Raw genomic sequence first — 14,090 nt, 5'->3', positions numbered from 1 at the left:
AGCGTACTAGCCCGCGGGCGCCGGCTGCCTGCCGTGAACACTCTGCGGACGCCGGGAGGTGCAACAGGCGTCGGAACCCGGATCGCGGGGGGGCTATTTCCCGCCGCGGGCCCTGGCGGCCACGCGGGACAGGACGGCGGCCACCCGTTCGGCGGAATCGGCGCTGCCGCCGCTGATGGCCACCTTCTTGCCGTCGGCGCGGTTGACCACGACGGCGGGTCCGCTGCTGACCAGCATGGCGGTGGTTCCGCCGTGGTGGCGGTAGCCCCAGCCGCCGTAGTCTGCGGCACGGACAACGGCCGGCGTTGCGGAGGAAATCGCCGACGCCGGGACTTCCATCACGCGGACGAATCCTGCAGCGAATACCCGCAACCCGCTCCGGTCAACGATGACCCTGGCGAAGAGGAAGGCGGCTGCCAGCACCGCCAGCGCCACGAGGAGCGCACCCAGCCAGGGGACGGCGATGGAGATCAGGGCTGCCGGGAAGAGCGAAGCGACGCCAAGCATCACAAACACGGAACTACGTGCATGGACCCACAAACGGACTGAATCCGCCGCCAGCTCAGGGTCGATTTCGCGGTCCAGCGCCTGCCGCACAGCGCGGTCATCATCCACCGACCACCGTTCGTCGGCCTTGAAGACGAAACCCATGATGACGCCGAGCGGCAGTGCGGCCCCGCTCCCGAGGGCAAGGACGGTCATGTCCACACGGGCTTCGCGGACGTCGGCGATTCCCGCCTGGCCTACGAGCACCGCAGCCAGCACCGTGGTGACGAAGAGGCTGACCGTCAGTCCGGCGCCCATCATGAGACGCCGCATGACGGCGGGCCGGCTCAACGGTACGGCCTGCCCCAGGACCAGCCAGCCCACCAGCGCGATGATCAGGCCCCCGAAGGTCACGAAGGCGGAGAACGGCGCAAAACCGGCCGGTCCGGCCTCAGTCCAGCGCACCGCCATGGGGTCCGGTATGTCCGGCCGGATCAAGAGTGCGCAGACAACGAACGCGGCGGCCAGCAGCACGGGGAACACCAACGCGAACCGCAGTGCCCTGGCGTCCACCGAATCCCTGATCATTCCCATACCCCCAACGCTACTCCGCGCCGGCGCCGCGTGATCCACCTAACTTGCCATCGCCCACTGAAGTGAAAGAATAACTTCACAGTGCCGGCAATGACCGTTGCCGGCCGGCAACCGCAACCCATTCTGGAGGCCCCCCTTTGCCAGGCATGAACCTGACGCGCGCCGAAGCCCGTGAGCGCGCCGACCTCATCTCCGTTGAGTCCTACGACGTCAGCCTGGACCTGACCCGGGGCGACAAAGTCTTCGGGACTACCACGGCCGTTAAGTTCAGCGCACGGCCCGGGTCCTCCACCTTCATCGACGCGGTGACCGATAAGGTCCTCAGCGTGATGCTCAACGGCGAGGAACTCGACCCCGCGGAAGTGTCCGACGGTGTCCGCATCCAGCTCCCGTACCTGGCCGCGGAAAACGACCTGCTGGTAGTCGCCGAAGCGCCGTACATGAACACCGGCGAAGGGCTCCACCGTTTCGTGGACCCGGTGGACAACGAGGTCTACCTGTACACGCAGTTCGAGGTTCCGGATTCCCGCCGGATGTTCGCAGTGTTCGAGCAGCCCGATCTGAAGGCGAGCTTTACGTTCACCGTCACCGCGCCGTCGCACTGGGACCTGGTGTCCAACTCCCCCACGCCTGTCCCCATCGAAACCATTCCCGGCGAGGACGGCGGCGCCCGCTCCGTCTGGGAATTCGCCGCCACCCCGCGGCTGTCCTCCTACGTCACGGCGCTCGTCGCCGGCCCGTACCAGTCCGTGCGCAGCGAGGTGAAGTGCGCCGACGGGCGCGTTGTTCCCCTGGGCGTGTTCGCTCGCAAGTCGCTCATGCAGTACCTGGATGCGGACAACATTTTTGAGCTCACCCGGCAGGGATTCGAGTTCTTTGAGGCGCAGTTCGGCTGCCCCTACCCCTTCGAGAAGTACGACCAGCTCTTCGTTCCCGAGTTCAATGCCGGCGCAATGGAAAACGCCGGCGCCGTGACCATCCTGGAAGGTTACGTGTTCCGCGGCAAGGTCACCGGCGCGCAGGTTGAACGCCGTGCCATCACCGTGCTGCACGAGCTCGCACACATGTGGTTCGGGGATCTCGTGACCATGCGCTGGTGGAACGACCTCTGGCTTAACGAATCGTTCGCCGAGTACATGTCCCACCTGGCTGCCGTGGAAAACACCGAGTTTGACCACGCCTGGACCACGTTCGCCTCGGTGGAGAAGTCCTGGGCCTACCGCCAGGACCAGCTGCCCACCACGCACCCGATCTTCGCCGAGATCAACGACCTGCAGGACGTGGAGGTGAACTTCGACGGCATCACGTACGCCAAGGGCGCCTCGGTGCTGCGCCAACTGGTTGCCTGGGTGGGCCCGGAGCAGTTCATGGCCGGTGTCCGCGAGTACTTCGCCAAGCACGCTTGGAAGAACACCGAGCTCAGCGACCTCATGGTGGAGCTGGAGAAAGCCAGTGGCCGTGACCTGGACCAGTGGGGCAGGCTGTGGCTGGAAACCGCCGGCGTCAACACGCTGACTCCTGATGTGGCGGTGGATTCCGCAGGGGTCATCACGTCCTTCTCCATCGTGCAGTCCGCGGTGCCCGAGCAGCCCACCATCCGGCCGCACCGGCTCGCGGTCGGCTTCTATAACGTCGCCGACGGGCAGCTTGTCCGGGTGCACCGCGAGGAACTGGACGTCGACGGCGAACGCACCGACGTGCCTGCCCTCGCCGGCCTGCAGCAGCCGGATCTGATCCTGCTCAACGACGACGACCTCGCCTATGCCAAGGTCCGGCTCGATCCGAAGTCGCTGGCCACCGCGACGGCCCACCTGAAGGACTTCCGCGAGAGCCTGCCGCGGACGCTCGTCTGGGGCTCCGCCTGGGATGCGGCGCGCGACGGCGAAACACCCGCCCGCGGCTACGTCGAACTAATCCTCGCCAACATCGCCTCCGAATCCGATTCGTCAGTGATCCTGGTCCAGCTTCGCCAGCTGGCCACGACGCTCAGCTACTACGTTGCCGAAGAGCACCGGGAGAAGACGTCCGTGGCCGCAGCGGACACCCTCTGGGACCTTGCCGGTTCCGTCCCGGCGGGATCGGACGCGCAGCTGCAGTTCGTCAAGTCCTTCGCGCTGCTGGCGCGCAGCGACAGCCAGCTGGATACGGTTTCCGCGCTGCTGGACGGCTCGGCGGCACTGGACGGCCTCACCGTCGACCAGGACTTGCGGTGGGAGCTGCTTGCGTCGCTGGTGGCAGGCGGCCGGGCCGGCCAGGACCGGATCGACGCCGAACTCGAACATGACAACACCGCCAACGGCCAGAACGCGGCGGCACTGGCCAAGGCGGCCATCCCCACGGCCGAGGCCAAGGCTGCGGCTTGGGAGTCCATCGTGGTGAAGGGCGAACTGTCCAACGCCCTCCAGGCGTCCGCGGTGGCAGGTTTCACCCGCGTCCTGGACCCGGCGCTGCTGGAACCTTACACGGAGAAGTATTTCGACGCCGTTCCCGGCATCGTGGCGAACCGCACCCACGCGCTCGCCCAGCAGATCGTCGTCGGGCTTTATCCGGCACAGCAGACCACCCAGGCCACCGTGGACCGGACGGACCAGTTCCTGGCTTCGCTTCCCGAAGACAGCGCCGCCCTGCGGCGCATGATGCTGGAAAACCGCGACGGCGTTGCCCGCGCGCTGCGGGCCCGCCAGGCTGACGTCGGATAGCCAACGGCATGAGCTTCGATGAGCACCGCTACGCCGTGACGGTCCGGTGGACCGGGAACCGGGGAGACGGAACGTCGACGTACCGGGGGTACTCCCGGGACCACGACATCGAAATCCCCGGGCTTCCGGTCCTCAAGGGTTCCGCGGATCCCACCTTCCATGGCGACAGGACACGCTACAACCCCGAACAGTTGCTGCTGACTGCCCTGTCGCAATGCCACATGCTGTCCTTCCTGCATGTCGCGGTGAAGCACGGCGTGGTGGTGACGGCCTACGAGGACAGCGCCGAAGGCCTGATGCGGACCAACCGCGACGGCAGCGGCCAGTTCGAGTCCGCCACCCTCCGGCCCGAGGTGACCGTTGCCGCCGCCGTGGACCCCGCACTGTTGGAGCAGCTGCATGAGGAGGCAAACAAGATCTGCTTCATTGCCCGGAGCGTGAACTTTCCCGTCCTGCACGAACCCTCCGTGCGGGTGCGGGAAGCCTAGCCGCGGGCTTCCACGAGCCGCTTTTCGGTGTCGGCACTGAGCCCGGCTTTCCGTTCCCGGTCCAGGCCGCGGCGGCGTTCGTCGTCGAGCGTATCCTGCAGCGTCTCCTGCCACGGCCGCAGGCTGAGGCCGGCTTCCAGCGCGGCGTCGTTGGAGCGTGTGGCAAACCCGTCGTGTCCCGCAGGGAGCCAGAGCGGCAGTGAATCGGGGCCTGCCCAGTAGCTGATCCCCCGGGCAACCAGCCAGTCCTCCGGGACCGCCAGCATGCGGCCCGAATAGTTGGCTGCACGCTTTGCTTCGTCAAGGTAGTCATCGAACCCCACGACGCCTCCCACCGCGTTCAGGGCTCCGGTAATCTTCAGTCCGGCTGCCTTCAGGATCCACGCGGCGAGGTCGCGGACGTCGATGACCTGCGTCGCACTGGTGCCTGTGTCCGGAACGATGACCGGTCCTGCGTCACGGGCAAACCGGGCCGGCCAGTAGCCGTATCGGTCCGAACTGTCGCCAGGACCGCCGATCAGCCCGGCCCGGCAGAGGTGGGCCCTCCCGCCGGTGATGGCGATGGCATGGTGCTCGATGGCCGACTTCGCCTCGCCGTAGTTCTCCGGCGCGAAGCCGGTGCCCAGCGTGAGCGGGGGCAGCAAAGCTGCACCCTCATCCGCGCCGGGCACTGAATGGTCGGCGTAGACAGAGCAACTGGACACCACGGTCCAGTGCGCGGCCGTGGGCGCCAGGGCCTCGAGCGCGTCCCTGGCCTGCTCCGGGTCACGGGCCACGTCAATGACGGCGTCCCAGTCTCCTGCCGCCTCGGCGTAGGCCGGCGGCCCCATGGTCCGATCGGCCCGCAGCCAGGCCGTTCCTTCCGGCGGGGTGGCCGCCGAGCCGCGGGCGAGGCACGTCACAGCATGGCCCGCGGCAGCTGCCTGCCGGGCAATTTCGGCCGACAGGAATGCGGTGCCGCCAAGAATCAGGATGCGCATGTGGCCACGCTACGGCGCTACTGTTGAAGGTGAAAAGAGTGTTATGCGCCCGGCGAACGCCCGGCAGCTCCGGCGAGAGCCGCTAAGCAATAAGGAGCATCCCTGCCGATGTACAGCATGTTGTCGATCACCCCGCCCGCCACCCCGGACATGTCCGGAATCAACGCCGCCGGGATCGTGATCAGCATCGGAGTGGGCGTCACAATCTGGCTCGTAGCCTCGTTTGTGATTGCCGGAATCACCAAGAGTGTGGCCGCCGGAACCACGTTCTTCAAGAAGCCGCACTTCCGCTGGGTCGCCCCTGCGCTGCGGGCCCTGGACCACGAACGCCGCGTTCAGCGGGCCAAAACCATCGGATCGCTGCTGAACAGCGTGGCGGGTGTCCTGATCGCCGTGATCACCATCATGTACGTCCTCAAGAACCTGGATGTGGACATCGCGCCGCTACTGACGAGCGTGGGCATCCTGGGTGTCGCCATCGGCTTCGGCGCCCAGCAGCTCATCCGCGACTTCCTGGCCGGCATCTTCATCACAATCGAGGACCAGTACGGCATCGGCGATGTCATCGAGACCAGCGAAGTGGTGGGCACTGTGGAGTCCATGGGCCTGCGGATCACCCGCGTCCGTTCCGACGACGGCGCCATCTGGTACCTGCGCAACGGTGAGATCCTGCGCGTGGGCAACCGCTCGCAGGGCAACTACGTCCCGCCGGCGGACGACACCGCGGACGTGCCCGACCCCGATACCGCACCCCAGCAGAAAGCCGGAGAGTAGCCATGAGCACGCCAACCCCTGAACCGCGCCAACCGAAGATGCTGATGCAGAACGATCCGTTCTCCCGTCCCGGGTATACGGACAATTTCTACGACGCCGTGGGCGGCCACGAGACCTTCGTGAAACTCATAGACGTCTTCTACGACGGCGTGGCCACCGACCCGCTGCTCCGGCCGATGTATCCGGAAGAGGACCTGGGACCGGCGAAACGGCGTTTCCTGATGTTCCTCGAGCAGTACTGGGGAGGCCCCACCACCTACGGCGAAGAACGCGGACACCCCCGGCTGCGCATGCGCCACATGCCGTTCCGCGTTACCCCCGAAGCCAAGGACCGGTGGCTATACCACATGCGCACGGCAGTTGACGCGCTGGAACTGCCGCCGCTCTACGAGGGCACGCTGTGGGATTATATGGAGCGCGCTGCACTGTCCATGATCAACAGCCCCTCGGACGCCTGAGGGCGGTCCACCCTCCGTGTGGACGCGTCGGCGGCAGCAGGTCCCGGCGCGGCATGGTCCGGTGATCAGCGCCGCTCGTGCCGTACCGCGAGTGCTGCGCGGGCATTGCCGGCGACGTGCAGGAGGACCGCCACGATGAGGAAGGCGACGAGCACCTGCGCCGTCGTCGCCAGCGCGGCCGGCCAGCCGCCGTCGAGCGTCGGATCAAGGAAATCGTAGACATACCAGCCGTCGACGGCTCCGCGCACCCACGAGAAAACGAGGAAGGCGGCAGGGTATCCGAGCCAAACGAGCGGACGGATCTGTGTGCCCCGCACCGTCCTCGTCACGAGGAGCCAGTCGAGCGCGGCGAACAGCGGCGCCACGCGGTGGTGGGCCAGCTGTGGCCAGTACATGTCCAGGCTCCACCACGGCTCGCCAGGCGGGGCCACGAGGACCACATAGATGAGGCCCGTCATCACCAGGTACAGCGCCAACGCACCGAAGAGGCGGTCCCACCATTCCGGGAGGCGGGTGCGCGGCATGGCGGCTGATGCGACGAGCACGAGTCCCAGGACAAGGTTCGACTGGACCGTGAATTCCGAATAGAGCTGGGCGACGTCCACGTCATTGCCCGGGAGCGTCGCATCATACGTCTTCCGGACAAGGGCGATAAGCACAAAGGCGCCGACCGCGAAACGCAGCGCGCGGATCCACATTCGGTCCGGATGCAGCGCGTCGTTAAAGCCAAGGTGCCTCTCGACCGGGGGAACCAGCACCGACATGACGCTCATGCGCCCCAGTATGGCAGGCCCGTTCACACCCTTACGAGGGTCTTAAAGCCCCGATCCGGTGCGGGCCAGGACGTGTCCGCGGGACCCGCTGAGCCGGAACCACCGCCCAGCCCGGTAAAGCTGCTGTTCACCGTCGGCCAGGAAACCGAGCGTCAGGGCCGCAAACGCGGCCCCCAGTGGCAGTCCGGCGGCACCCGGCAATTCCCTGCCCCAGACGGTGGCACGGGCGTTGTTGACGATCAGGGCGCCGGGTTTGTCGGGAATGATGGCGGCGATCTCGGTGATCCCGGCCTCGGCGGCCTCCCGCAGCGTGGCGTCCGGCAGCGCGCCGACGGACTCCCACCCCGAGCGCGGCGCGCCGACGCCGGCCCATGACTCGGTAACGGTCACCGGCGGCAGCGGCAGCTCAACGTCGTTCTCCCCTGCCCGGGCGAGCCGGTCCAGTACCGCCGAGATCGGAACGGTGACGTCGGTGTCCGCCGGCCGTGCCAGGGCCATGGTCCGCAGCCCAAGGATCGTCGGCGTCGCCTCGCCCAACAGCCTGGGCCGCAGCACGCACACGTAGGCGGCGAGCACCGGGCCGGAAGCCTGGAGGCGGATGGCGCCGTCGTCGATCGACTTGGCGCGGGTGGCAAAGGTGCGCAAATCTGCGAGGTCTCGGGGATCGGTGAACTGCAGGGACTGGGTTAGGACGTCAGACACAATATCGACTCTACCGGCTGCGCCTCTTTGGGAGGGTGCCGGGGGACGTCTAAAGTCGAACCATGACTGAAGCCGATGCCGGACTGCCGGGGCCACCGACACAGGACCCCACCTCCTCGCTCATTGAACTCCTTGACCTCGGCGAACTTGAGGGTGCCCGGACCGATGAGGACATCTTCATGGGACCTTCCCAGCGGCAGCCGCGGCAGCGGGTCTTCGGCGGCCAGGTCCTGGCACAATCGCTGATCGCCGCCAACCGCACCCTTGATCCCGCCCGCAACGTGCATTCCATGCACGGCTATTTCCTGCGCCCGGGGGACGCCAACAAGCCCATTACCTTCGGCGTCCAGCGGCTGCGGGACGGCCGGTCATTCTCTGCCCGACGGGTCCACGCCTACCAGGACGGAATGCCGATCCTGTCCATGATCGCGTCTTTCCAGGAGGAAGACGAGGGAATCGACCACCAGTCCCCCATGCCCGAGGGCATCCCCGACCCCGAATCGCTGCCCAGCACGGCAGACCTGCTGGGAAAGTTCGACCACCCGGTGGCACGGCACTGGGCCTACGAGCGTCCTTTCGACATCCGGCATGTGGACCCGCCGCTGTACGTTTCCGCAAACGGTGAACGGGAAGCCCGCAATGCCGTCTGGATGAAGACCTTCGGGCCCATGCCGGACGACGCCAATACACACCGCGCAGCCCTTGCCTACGCCAGTGACTACACGCTGCTGGAATCCATCCTGCGCAAACACGGACTCAGCTGGATCACGCCGGGCATGAGCGTCGCAAGCCTCGACCACGCCATGTGGTGGCACCGCCCGGTGCGCGTCGATGAGTGGCTGCTGTACGTGCAGGAATCACCGAGCGCACAGGGCGCACGCGGGCTGGCTACGGGCAGGATATTCAGCCGGGACGGACAGCACGTCGCAACGGTGGCCCAGGAGGGCATGGTCCGGGTGCCGACCGACCTCAAGAACAAAGTGGTGGGCGCCTTCCAGACAAAGGTACTCCAGCACCAGATGCGCAAGGCCGGGAAGGACTAACCGGCCTATCCGGAGCAGAGCCGCCGGGCGACAGCGGCCGGCGGCCCGGTCCGGGCTTGCACAGGCAAAAGGCCGGTTCCCGTCGGGGAACCGGCCTTTTGCCTGCCTTGACGTGGGCGCGGAGCCTAGTCGCGGGTCAGGCGGCGGTGCGTCACGCGGTGCGGCTTGGCCGCATCGGGGCCGAGACGCTCCACCTTGTTTTCCTCGTACGATTCGAAGTTGCCCTCGAACCAGTACCACTTCGACGGGTTCTCCTCGTCACCTTCGTAAGCCAGGATGTGGGTCGCCACGCGGTCCAGGAACCAGCGGTCGTGCGACACCACGACGGCGCAGCCGGGAAATTCCAGCAGGGCGTTTTCGAGGCTGCTGAGCGTTTCGACGTCGAGGTCGTTGGTCGGTTCGTCAAGGAGCAGCAAGTTGCCGCCCTGCTTGAGGGTCAGGGCCAGGTTCAGGCGGTTGCGCTCACCACCGGAGAGGACACCTGCCTTCTTCTGCTGGTCCGGGCCCTTGAATCCGAACGCCGCGACGTAGGCACGGGACGGCATTTCAACGTGGCCCACCTGGATGTAGTCGAGGCCGTCCGAAACAACCTCCCAGAGGGACTTGTTGGGGTCGATGCCGCCGCGGCTCTGGTCGGCGTAGGAGATCTTGACCGAGTCGCCGATCTTCAGGTCGCCGCCGTCAAGCGGTTCCAGACCGACGATCGTCTTGAACAGGGTGGTCTTGCCGACGCCGTTGGGGCCGATGACGCCAACGATGCCGTTACGGGGAAGCGTAAAGGAGAGTCCGTCGATGAGGGTCCGGTCCTCGAAGCCCTTCTGCAGGTTCTTGGCTTCGAGCACCAGGCCGCCCAGGCGGGGTCCCGGCGGGATCTGGATCTCTTCGAAGTCGAGCTTCCGGGTACGGTCCGCCTCGGCGGCCATTTCCTCGTAGCGTGCAAGGCGCGCCTTGGACTTGGTCTGGCGGCCCTTGGCGTTGGAGCGGACCCACTCGAGTTCCTCGGTGAGGCGCTTCGCCTGCTTGGCGTCCTTCTTGCCCTGGATTTCCAGTCGGGCGCGCTTCTTCTCCAGGTACGTGGAGTAATTGCCTTCGTAAGGGTAGAGGTGGCCGCGGTCCACTTCCGCAATCCACTCGGCCACGTGGTCGAGGAAGTACCGGTCGTGGGTGACGGCGAGGACGGCGCCGGCGTAGTTCGAGAGGTGCTGTTCCAGCCAGAGGACGCTTTCGGCGTCGAGGTGGTTGGTGGGCTCGTCGAGCAGGAGGAGGTCCGGCTTCTGCAGCAGGAGCTTGCACAGCGCAACGCGGCGGCGCTCACCACCGGAGAGGAGGGTGACGTCGGCATCCGCCGGCGGGCAGCGGAGGGCATCCATGGCCTGCTCGAGCTGGGAGTCGAGGTCCCAGGCGTCGGCGGCGTCGATGGCTTCCTGGAGCTGGCCCATTTCTTCCAGAAGCGTGTCGTAGTCCGCGTCAGGGTTGGCCATTTCCTCGGAGATCTCGTTGAAGCGCTGGATCTTCCCGTAGATCTCGCCTACGCCTTCCTGGACATTGCCCAGGACGGTCTTCTCCTCGTTCAGCGGCGGCTCCTGGAGCAGGATGCCCACCGTGTAGCCGGGGCTAAGCCGTGCCTCGCCGTTGGAGGGGGTGTCCAGGCCAGCCATGATCTTAAGGATGGTGGACTTACCGGCACCGTTGGGGCCAACAACACCAATCTTGGCCCCCGGGAAGAAGGACATGCTTACGTCGTCGAGAATAAGTTTTTCGCCAACGGCCTTGCGGGCCTTGGTCATTGTGTAGATAAATTCCGCCATGGTTCCAAATCTAGTGGGTCGGCGGGGTTAACTCACATTCGCGGCTGTCATTCGTGGGCAACCCGGCTCAGCCTCAGCCGCCGACGAAGCACTTTCCGGTTGCCAGCACGGGCAGGACGGTGACCACGACACTTCCGTCGCGGATCTGGCCGATCACACAATCCCTACCCTGAAGCGCTGCGGCCTCTATGGCGTCGACTTCCAGGCCGGTGGGCGTGCGGCTGGCGGATACCTGCAGGGAACCGGCGGGTATCCCGGCGCCGGTCAGGGCCGCCGTCAGCTGGTCCTGCCCCGGCTTGGGGTTGGCCGCGGCGACTCCGCGAAGGGCATTGCCGACGGTTTCACTCAGCCGTGCGGTGGCAGCGTCCAGTTCGGGCAGCTGCGCCGGAGCGCCCGGGGGTCCCGCAGTAGCTGACGCTGCCGGCTGCGCGACCTGGGATCCGGGCACGGCGGCGGCCTGAGAGGCAGAGGCCCCGGAACCCGCACCCGCACCGCTGCAGCCTGCGGCGCCCGCCGCAAGCATGGACGCCCCGAGGAGCACAACTGACGCGCCGCGCAGCCGCCGCCCTGTGCCGGACTGTTGCGTCCCGGACTGGCGACCGTGGTGTGGCTGGGGTGTCTTTGCTCGGATCACCTTGCCATTCTGCCATGCGGCACCGCAGGGGACGGTGCCGCACGCGGGGCATCAGCGGGGCATGTTCAGGCAGCCGTTCCGGTAAGTTCACCGGTCTCCGAATCGAGCTGCAGGACGTCACCGTTCTCGTCGTCGATGAAGATACCTTCAGCTGCGGGATCCGGGTCGCCCCCGTCCTCCCTGAGGCCTCCGGCGTCATCGGGGTCCTCCCCGCCGGGCCCGCTGTCTTCCTGCGGTCCGGACGCGTGGTCCTGCTGCCCCTGGGCCGGGCCGGAGTGGGCGGAGTTGCCGGCTGTGCGGGTGAAATTGGCAGAGCCCCACATGAGGTCATGGCCAACCGACTCGGCATCGATCTCGGCCGCGTGATAGATCCTGCCGTCCTTTTCCCAACTTCGCATCTTGAGCCGGCCCACGATGATGACGCGCTGGCCTTTCTTGATGCTGCAGCCCATGTTTCCGGCAAGCTGCCGGTAGCCCTGGACAGTGAACCAGTTTGTATTGCCATCGACCCACGTGCTCGATGCGCGGTCATACCGCCTGTCCGTGGAGCCGAGCCGAAACGACGCGGTGGCGACTCCCCCGGGCGTGGTCGAACTCTTGATTTCCGTGGCGACGAAGCCCCGGACGGTGATGTTGTCGGTCATCTTGGTGTCCTGTCTCGAATGGTGATGCCCTAGCAGGCATCTTCAGCTTCAGGCCGGATAAGCGCCGGGGCGAGGGGCCCGCGTCGCTATGTGGACAACTCCGGGTGCACCCGGGATGTTGGGGACGAGTCAAAACGCCGCGACGGGGCTGACTGGCCGGAGGCGCGTGGCACTGTAAACTTTTCTAGGCGCTGCCGGATTGGTCCGGACACGCCTACGTGCCCCAGTAGCTCAGGGGATAGAGCAGCGGCCTTCTAATCCGCCGGTCGGGGGTTCGATTCCCTCCTGGGGCACTTAACAGGAAGCGGCTTCCACTTGCGTCAACGCAGTGGGGGCCGTTTCGTTCATCCTGGGGTCAGCCGGATCCGGGCCCTTCATCGTGGCGGCAAGGGCAATGCCGCCCCGGCCTTTCCAGACGCGAGTCTCCGGAGGACAGTGTTAACTGACATGCCGGATGTAGGACACCATGCTTCTGCAAGCAATTCACGCTAAGCATGCTTATCATTTGAGGGCGGCGCCGACTCATTTGAAGTGGCGTCGGCGCCGCATCTTCCGCCGCGGTGGATCATCTTGGAGAGGATGGACCGAATGACTCAGCAATCACCGGACTACGAGCCGCAGGAAACAACTACGTCATCACCGCAAACGGGCCCCGGTGCGGCCCAGAGCACTCCGCCGGCGGGCGAGCCCAAGGCGTACCGGTACAGCGCGGAACGGAAGAGGCTACACCGGCCCGGCGCGTTCCGTCCCCCGGCGCACCCGCAACGCAGTCGACTGCGCCGACGGAGGAACGGCACGTGACACGCGCCGGGATGGTCTGGGCCGCCGTCGCCACTGCATTGGCGGTAATGGTGCTCCTGATCATCTTCATCCTGCAGAACCAGGACTACGTGCAGGTCAGGTATTTCGGGCTGGAGGGCGCCGTTCCGCTGGGGATTGCACTCTTCATTGCCGCTGTGGGCGGCGGGGTGCTGGTGGCTCTTGCCGGCGCAGCCCGGATCATCCAGTTGCGTGCCGCGGCCCACCGCCGCCGGGTGCTTGCGCAGCGGGTGCGCTAAAGCACCCGTTGGCGGCACCGCCAAGTCATTCCGAAGCGGTCCGTGTCACCCGTGCAACCTCACCCGAAATCCACGTCTCCGCGGTGTCCTTCGGGGGTGTCGTCCATGTCGGCGATATCGGGCTCAACCGTTTCCGCCAGGTCGCCGGCGACGGAAACCCGGGCGGCCTCTTCCGCCGGCCGGACCGTACCGTCGTCGCCCCGGGCGGTGCCGTTTTCGTCTGGAATCTCAGTCATGTGCCCAAGCTAGTCCGGAACGTTCGGCTTGTCGACGCTTCACACGTGCGTCCCAGGCAACCACTCCGTCCGGCAGGAACCGTCAGCGTTCAAGCAGCCCCTTGAGGTTTCCCAGGACCATTTCCCAGAGCTTCGCAGACTCCTCCGCCTCGGAGTCACTCTTGTTGTTCCCCTGCGTGATGGTGACCTGAGTGCCGTCCGGCTTCTCATCCAGCCGGTACTCCACCGTATGGTAATTTTCCGGCATGTCCGGCAGCCCGGTCAGCGGGCTGTAGTGGCTGATGCGCAAGAGGTCCTCAGGCCGGTTCTCCAGCACGACGCCCTTGTCCTCGTAGTGTTTGCCTTTCCACTCCCCGGCGAAAGTCACCGGCTCGCCTTCGCGCCAGGTAGTGGTCACAGTAGTGCCGAGGAAATACTGCTTGACGATTTCCGGATCGGTCAGCGCCTGCCATACCCGGCTCCGTGGGGCTTCCACCAGCACGGATGCTTCCGCGAGCTTGATCTGATCATTCATGTCAGTCCCTCCTGCGCACGACCCTACGCGCCACGGCGGGCGTTGTTAAGGACCCCGAAGAGTTACGGCCCCGGAAGATCGGAGGAGCCAAAAACGGCCCGGCACCGCTGCTCGGTGCCGGGCCGTTCGGTGGGGCGCAGGCCCCGGCCGTGACGAAGCAGGGGCCCGCGGTCTGCATCAGGAATCGCGTCCCCGCGGG

Annotated in this window: 15 protein-coding genes and 1 tRNA gene; 7 read left to right on the top strand and 9 right to left on the bottom strand. The window is 66.4% G+C overall.

Annotated features, from left to right (window positions below; translation table 11 throughout):
* Nucleotides 1-93: 93 nt before the first annotated feature.
* Nucleotides 94-1,080, bottom strand: coding sequence for a hypothetical protein (locus tag JOE31_RS10745; protein WP_209744121.1), 987 nt, complete (start codon nt 1,078-1,080; stop codon nt 94-96).
* Between the two features lie 146 nt (nt 1,081-1,226).
* Here JOE31_RS10745 and pepN point away from each other — a divergent pair, with 146 nt between their 5' ends.
* Nucleotides 1,227-3,779, top strand: a complete 2,553-nt coding sequence (pepN, locus tag JOE31_RS10740) for an aminopeptidase N (RefSeq protein WP_209744118.1) — start codon at nt 1,227-1,229, stop codon at nt 3,777-3,779.
* An 8-nt stretch (nt 3,780-3,787) separates the two neighbouring features.
* Complete coding sequence (locus JOE31_RS10735) at nt 3,788-4,267, top strand: OsmC family protein (RefSeq protein WP_209744115.1); 480 nt, start codon at nt 3,788-3,790, stop codon at nt 4,265-4,267.
* Here the strand turns inward: JOE31_RS10735 and JOE31_RS10730 are convergent.
* Nucleotides 4,264-5,247 (bottom strand): NAD-dependent epimerase/dehydratase family protein, encoded by a 984-nt coding sequence (locus tag JOE31_RS10730; protein WP_209744112.1) that lies wholly within the window; start codon nt 5,245-5,247, stop codon nt 4,264-4,266. The two genes, JOE31_RS10735 and JOE31_RS10730, sit on opposite strands and share 4 nt — an antisense overlap.
* 108 nt (nt 5,248-5,355) lie before the next feature.
* On the opposite strand from JOE31_RS10730, the gene JOE31_RS10725 reads away from it, so the two are divergent.
* Nucleotides 5,356-6,021: a mechanosensitive ion channel family protein gene (locus tag JOE31_RS10725; protein ID WP_209744109.1), complete on the top strand. Its 666-nt coding sequence runs from the start codon at nt 5,356-5,358 to the stop codon at nt 6,019-6,021.
* A 2-nt stretch (nt 6,022-6,023) separates the two neighbouring features.
* Nucleotides 6,024-6,479 carry a globin gene (locus JOE31_RS10720; protein WP_280872740.1) on the top strand — a complete coding sequence of 152 codons (456 nt, stop codon included), beginning with the start codon at nt 6,024-6,026 and terminating at the stop codon, nt 6,477-6,479.
* Nucleotides 6,480-6,544: 65 nt separating this feature from the next.
* Here the strand turns inward: JOE31_RS10720 and JOE31_RS10715 are convergent, their stop codons facing one another.
* Together JOE31_RS10715 and JOE31_RS10710 are read right to left on the bottom strand one after the other, a co-directional pair.
* Nucleotides 6,545-7,252 (bottom strand): Pr6Pr family membrane protein, encoded by a 708-nt coding sequence (locus JOE31_RS10715; RefSeq protein ID WP_209744107.1) that lies wholly within the window; start codon nt 7,250-7,252, stop codon nt 6,545-6,547.
* Nucleotides 7,253-7,294: 42 nt separating this feature from the next.
* The gene (locus JOE31_RS10710) at nt 7,295-7,954 is read right to left on the bottom strand and encodes a hypothetical protein (protein WP_209744104.1); all 660 of its coding nucleotides are present in this window, start codon (nt 7,952-7,954) and stop codon (nt 7,295-7,297) included.
* Nucleotides 7,955-8,016: 62 nt separating this feature from the next.
* On the opposite strand from JOE31_RS10710, the gene JOE31_RS10705 reads away from it, so the two are divergent.
* Nucleotides 8,017-8,997 (top strand): acyl-CoA thioesterase II, encoded by a 981-nt coding sequence (locus JOE31_RS10705; RefSeq protein ID WP_209744101.1) that lies wholly within the window; start codon nt 8,017-8,019, stop codon nt 8,995-8,997.
* A 125-nt stretch (nt 8,998-9,122) separates the two neighbouring features.
* Here the strand turns inward: JOE31_RS10705 and ettA are convergent, their stop codons facing one another.
* The 3 genes from ettA to ssb form a co-directional block, all read right to left on the bottom strand.
* Entirely contained in the window at nt 9,123-10,805 is a 1,683-nt protein-coding gene (gene ettA / locus JOE31_RS10700) for an energy-dependent translational throttle protein EttA (RefSeq protein ID WP_011692260.1), read from the bottom strand.
* Between the two features lie 73 nt (nt 10,806-10,878).
* The gene (locus JOE31_RS10695; protein WP_307864402.1) at nt 10,879-11,439 is read right to left on the bottom strand and encodes a hypothetical protein; all 561 of its coding nucleotides are present in this window, start codon (nt 11,437-11,439) and stop codon (nt 10,879-10,881) included.
* Between the two features lie 65 nt (nt 11,440-11,504).
* Nucleotides 11,505-12,083 carry a single-stranded DNA-binding protein gene (gene ssb / locus JOE31_RS10690; RefSeq protein WP_209744098.1) on the bottom strand — a complete coding sequence of 193 codons (579 nt, stop codon included), beginning with the start codon at nt 12,081-12,083 and terminating at the stop codon, nt 11,505-11,507.
* Between the two features lie 220 nt (nt 12,084-12,303).
* On the opposite strand from ssb, the gene JOE31_RS10685 reads away from it, so the two are divergent.
* Together JOE31_RS10685 and JOE31_RS10680 are read left to right on the top strand one after the other, a co-directional pair.
* A tRNA-Arg gene (locus JOE31_RS10685) sits at nt 12,304-12,376 on the top strand.
* Between the two features lie 504 nt (nt 12,377-12,880).
* Nucleotides 12,881-13,141, top strand: a complete 261-nt coding sequence (locus JOE31_RS10680) for a lipopolysaccharide assembly protein LapA domain-containing protein (RefSeq protein WP_307864401.1) — start codon at nt 12,881-12,883, stop codon at nt 13,139-13,141.
* A 59-nt stretch (nt 13,142-13,200) separates the two neighbouring features.
* Here the strand turns inward: JOE31_RS10680 and JOE31_RS10675 are convergent, their stop codons facing one another.
* Entirely contained in the window at nt 13,201-13,377 is a 177-nt protein-coding gene (locus JOE31_RS10675) for a hypothetical protein (RefSeq protein WP_209744095.1), read from the bottom strand.
* 82 nt (nt 13,378-13,459) lie between these two features.
* On the bottom strand, nt 13,460-13,891 hold the full coding sequence (locus tag JOE31_RS10670) for an SRPBCC domain-containing protein (protein WP_209744092.1): 432 nt from the start codon (nt 13,889-13,891) through the stop codon (nt 13,460-13,462).
* Nucleotides 13,892-14,090 lie beyond the last annotated feature (199 nt).

This window comes from Arthrobacter sp. PvP023 (assembly GCF_017832975.1).
Taxonomy (GTDB): Bacteria; Actinomycetota; Actinomycetes; order Actinomycetales; family Micrococcaceae; genus Arthrobacter.
The sequence above is the reverse complement of the archived record's forward strand: the minus strand, read 5'-3'. Positions and strand labels throughout refer to the sequence as shown.

Coding starts and splice junctions, on each gene's coding strand:
- JOE31_RS10745 (WP_209744121.1), bottom strand. CDS start 1,080: ATGGGAATGATCAGGGATTCGGTGGACGCCAGGGCACTGCGGTTCGCG.
- pepN (WP_209744118.1), top strand. CDS start 1,227: ATGAACCTGACGCGCGCCGAAGCCCGTGAGCGCGCCGACCTCATCTCC.
- JOE31_RS10735 (WP_209744115.1), top strand. CDS start 3,788: ATGAGCTTCGATGAGCACCGCTACGCCGTGACGGTCCGGTGGACCGGG.
- JOE31_RS10730 (WP_209744112.1), bottom strand. CDS start 5,247: ATGCGCATCCTGATTCTTGGCGGCACCGCATTCCTGTCGGCCGAAATT.
- JOE31_RS10725 (WP_209744109.1), top strand. CDS start 5,356: ATGTACAGCATGTTGTCGATCACCCCGCCCGCCACCCCGGACATGTCC.
- JOE31_RS10720 (WP_280872740.1), top strand. CDS start 6,024: ATGAGCACGCCAACCCCTGAACCGCGCCAACCGAAGATGCTGATGCAG.
- JOE31_RS10715 (WP_209744107.1), bottom strand. CDS start 7,252: ATGAGCGTCATGTCGGTGCTGGTTCCCCCGGTCGAGAGGCACCTTGGC.
- JOE31_RS10705 (WP_209744101.1), top strand. CDS start 8,017: ATGACTGAAGCCGATGCCGGACTGCCGGGGCCACCGACACAGGACCCC.
- ettA (WP_011692260.1), bottom strand. CDS start 10,805: ATGGCGGAATTTATCTACACAATGACCAAGGCCCGCAAGGCCGTTGGC.
- ssb (WP_209744098.1), bottom strand. CDS start 12,083: ATGACCGACAACATCACCGTCCGGGGCTTCGTCGCCACGGAAATCAAG.
- JOE31_RS10675 (WP_209744095.1), bottom strand. CDS start 13,377: ATGACTGAGATTCCAGACGAAAACGGCACCGCCCGGGGCGACGACGGT.
- JOE31_RS10670 (WP_209744092.1), bottom strand. CDS start 13,891: ATGAATGATCAGATCAAGCTCGCGGAAGCATCCGTGCTGGTGGAAGCC.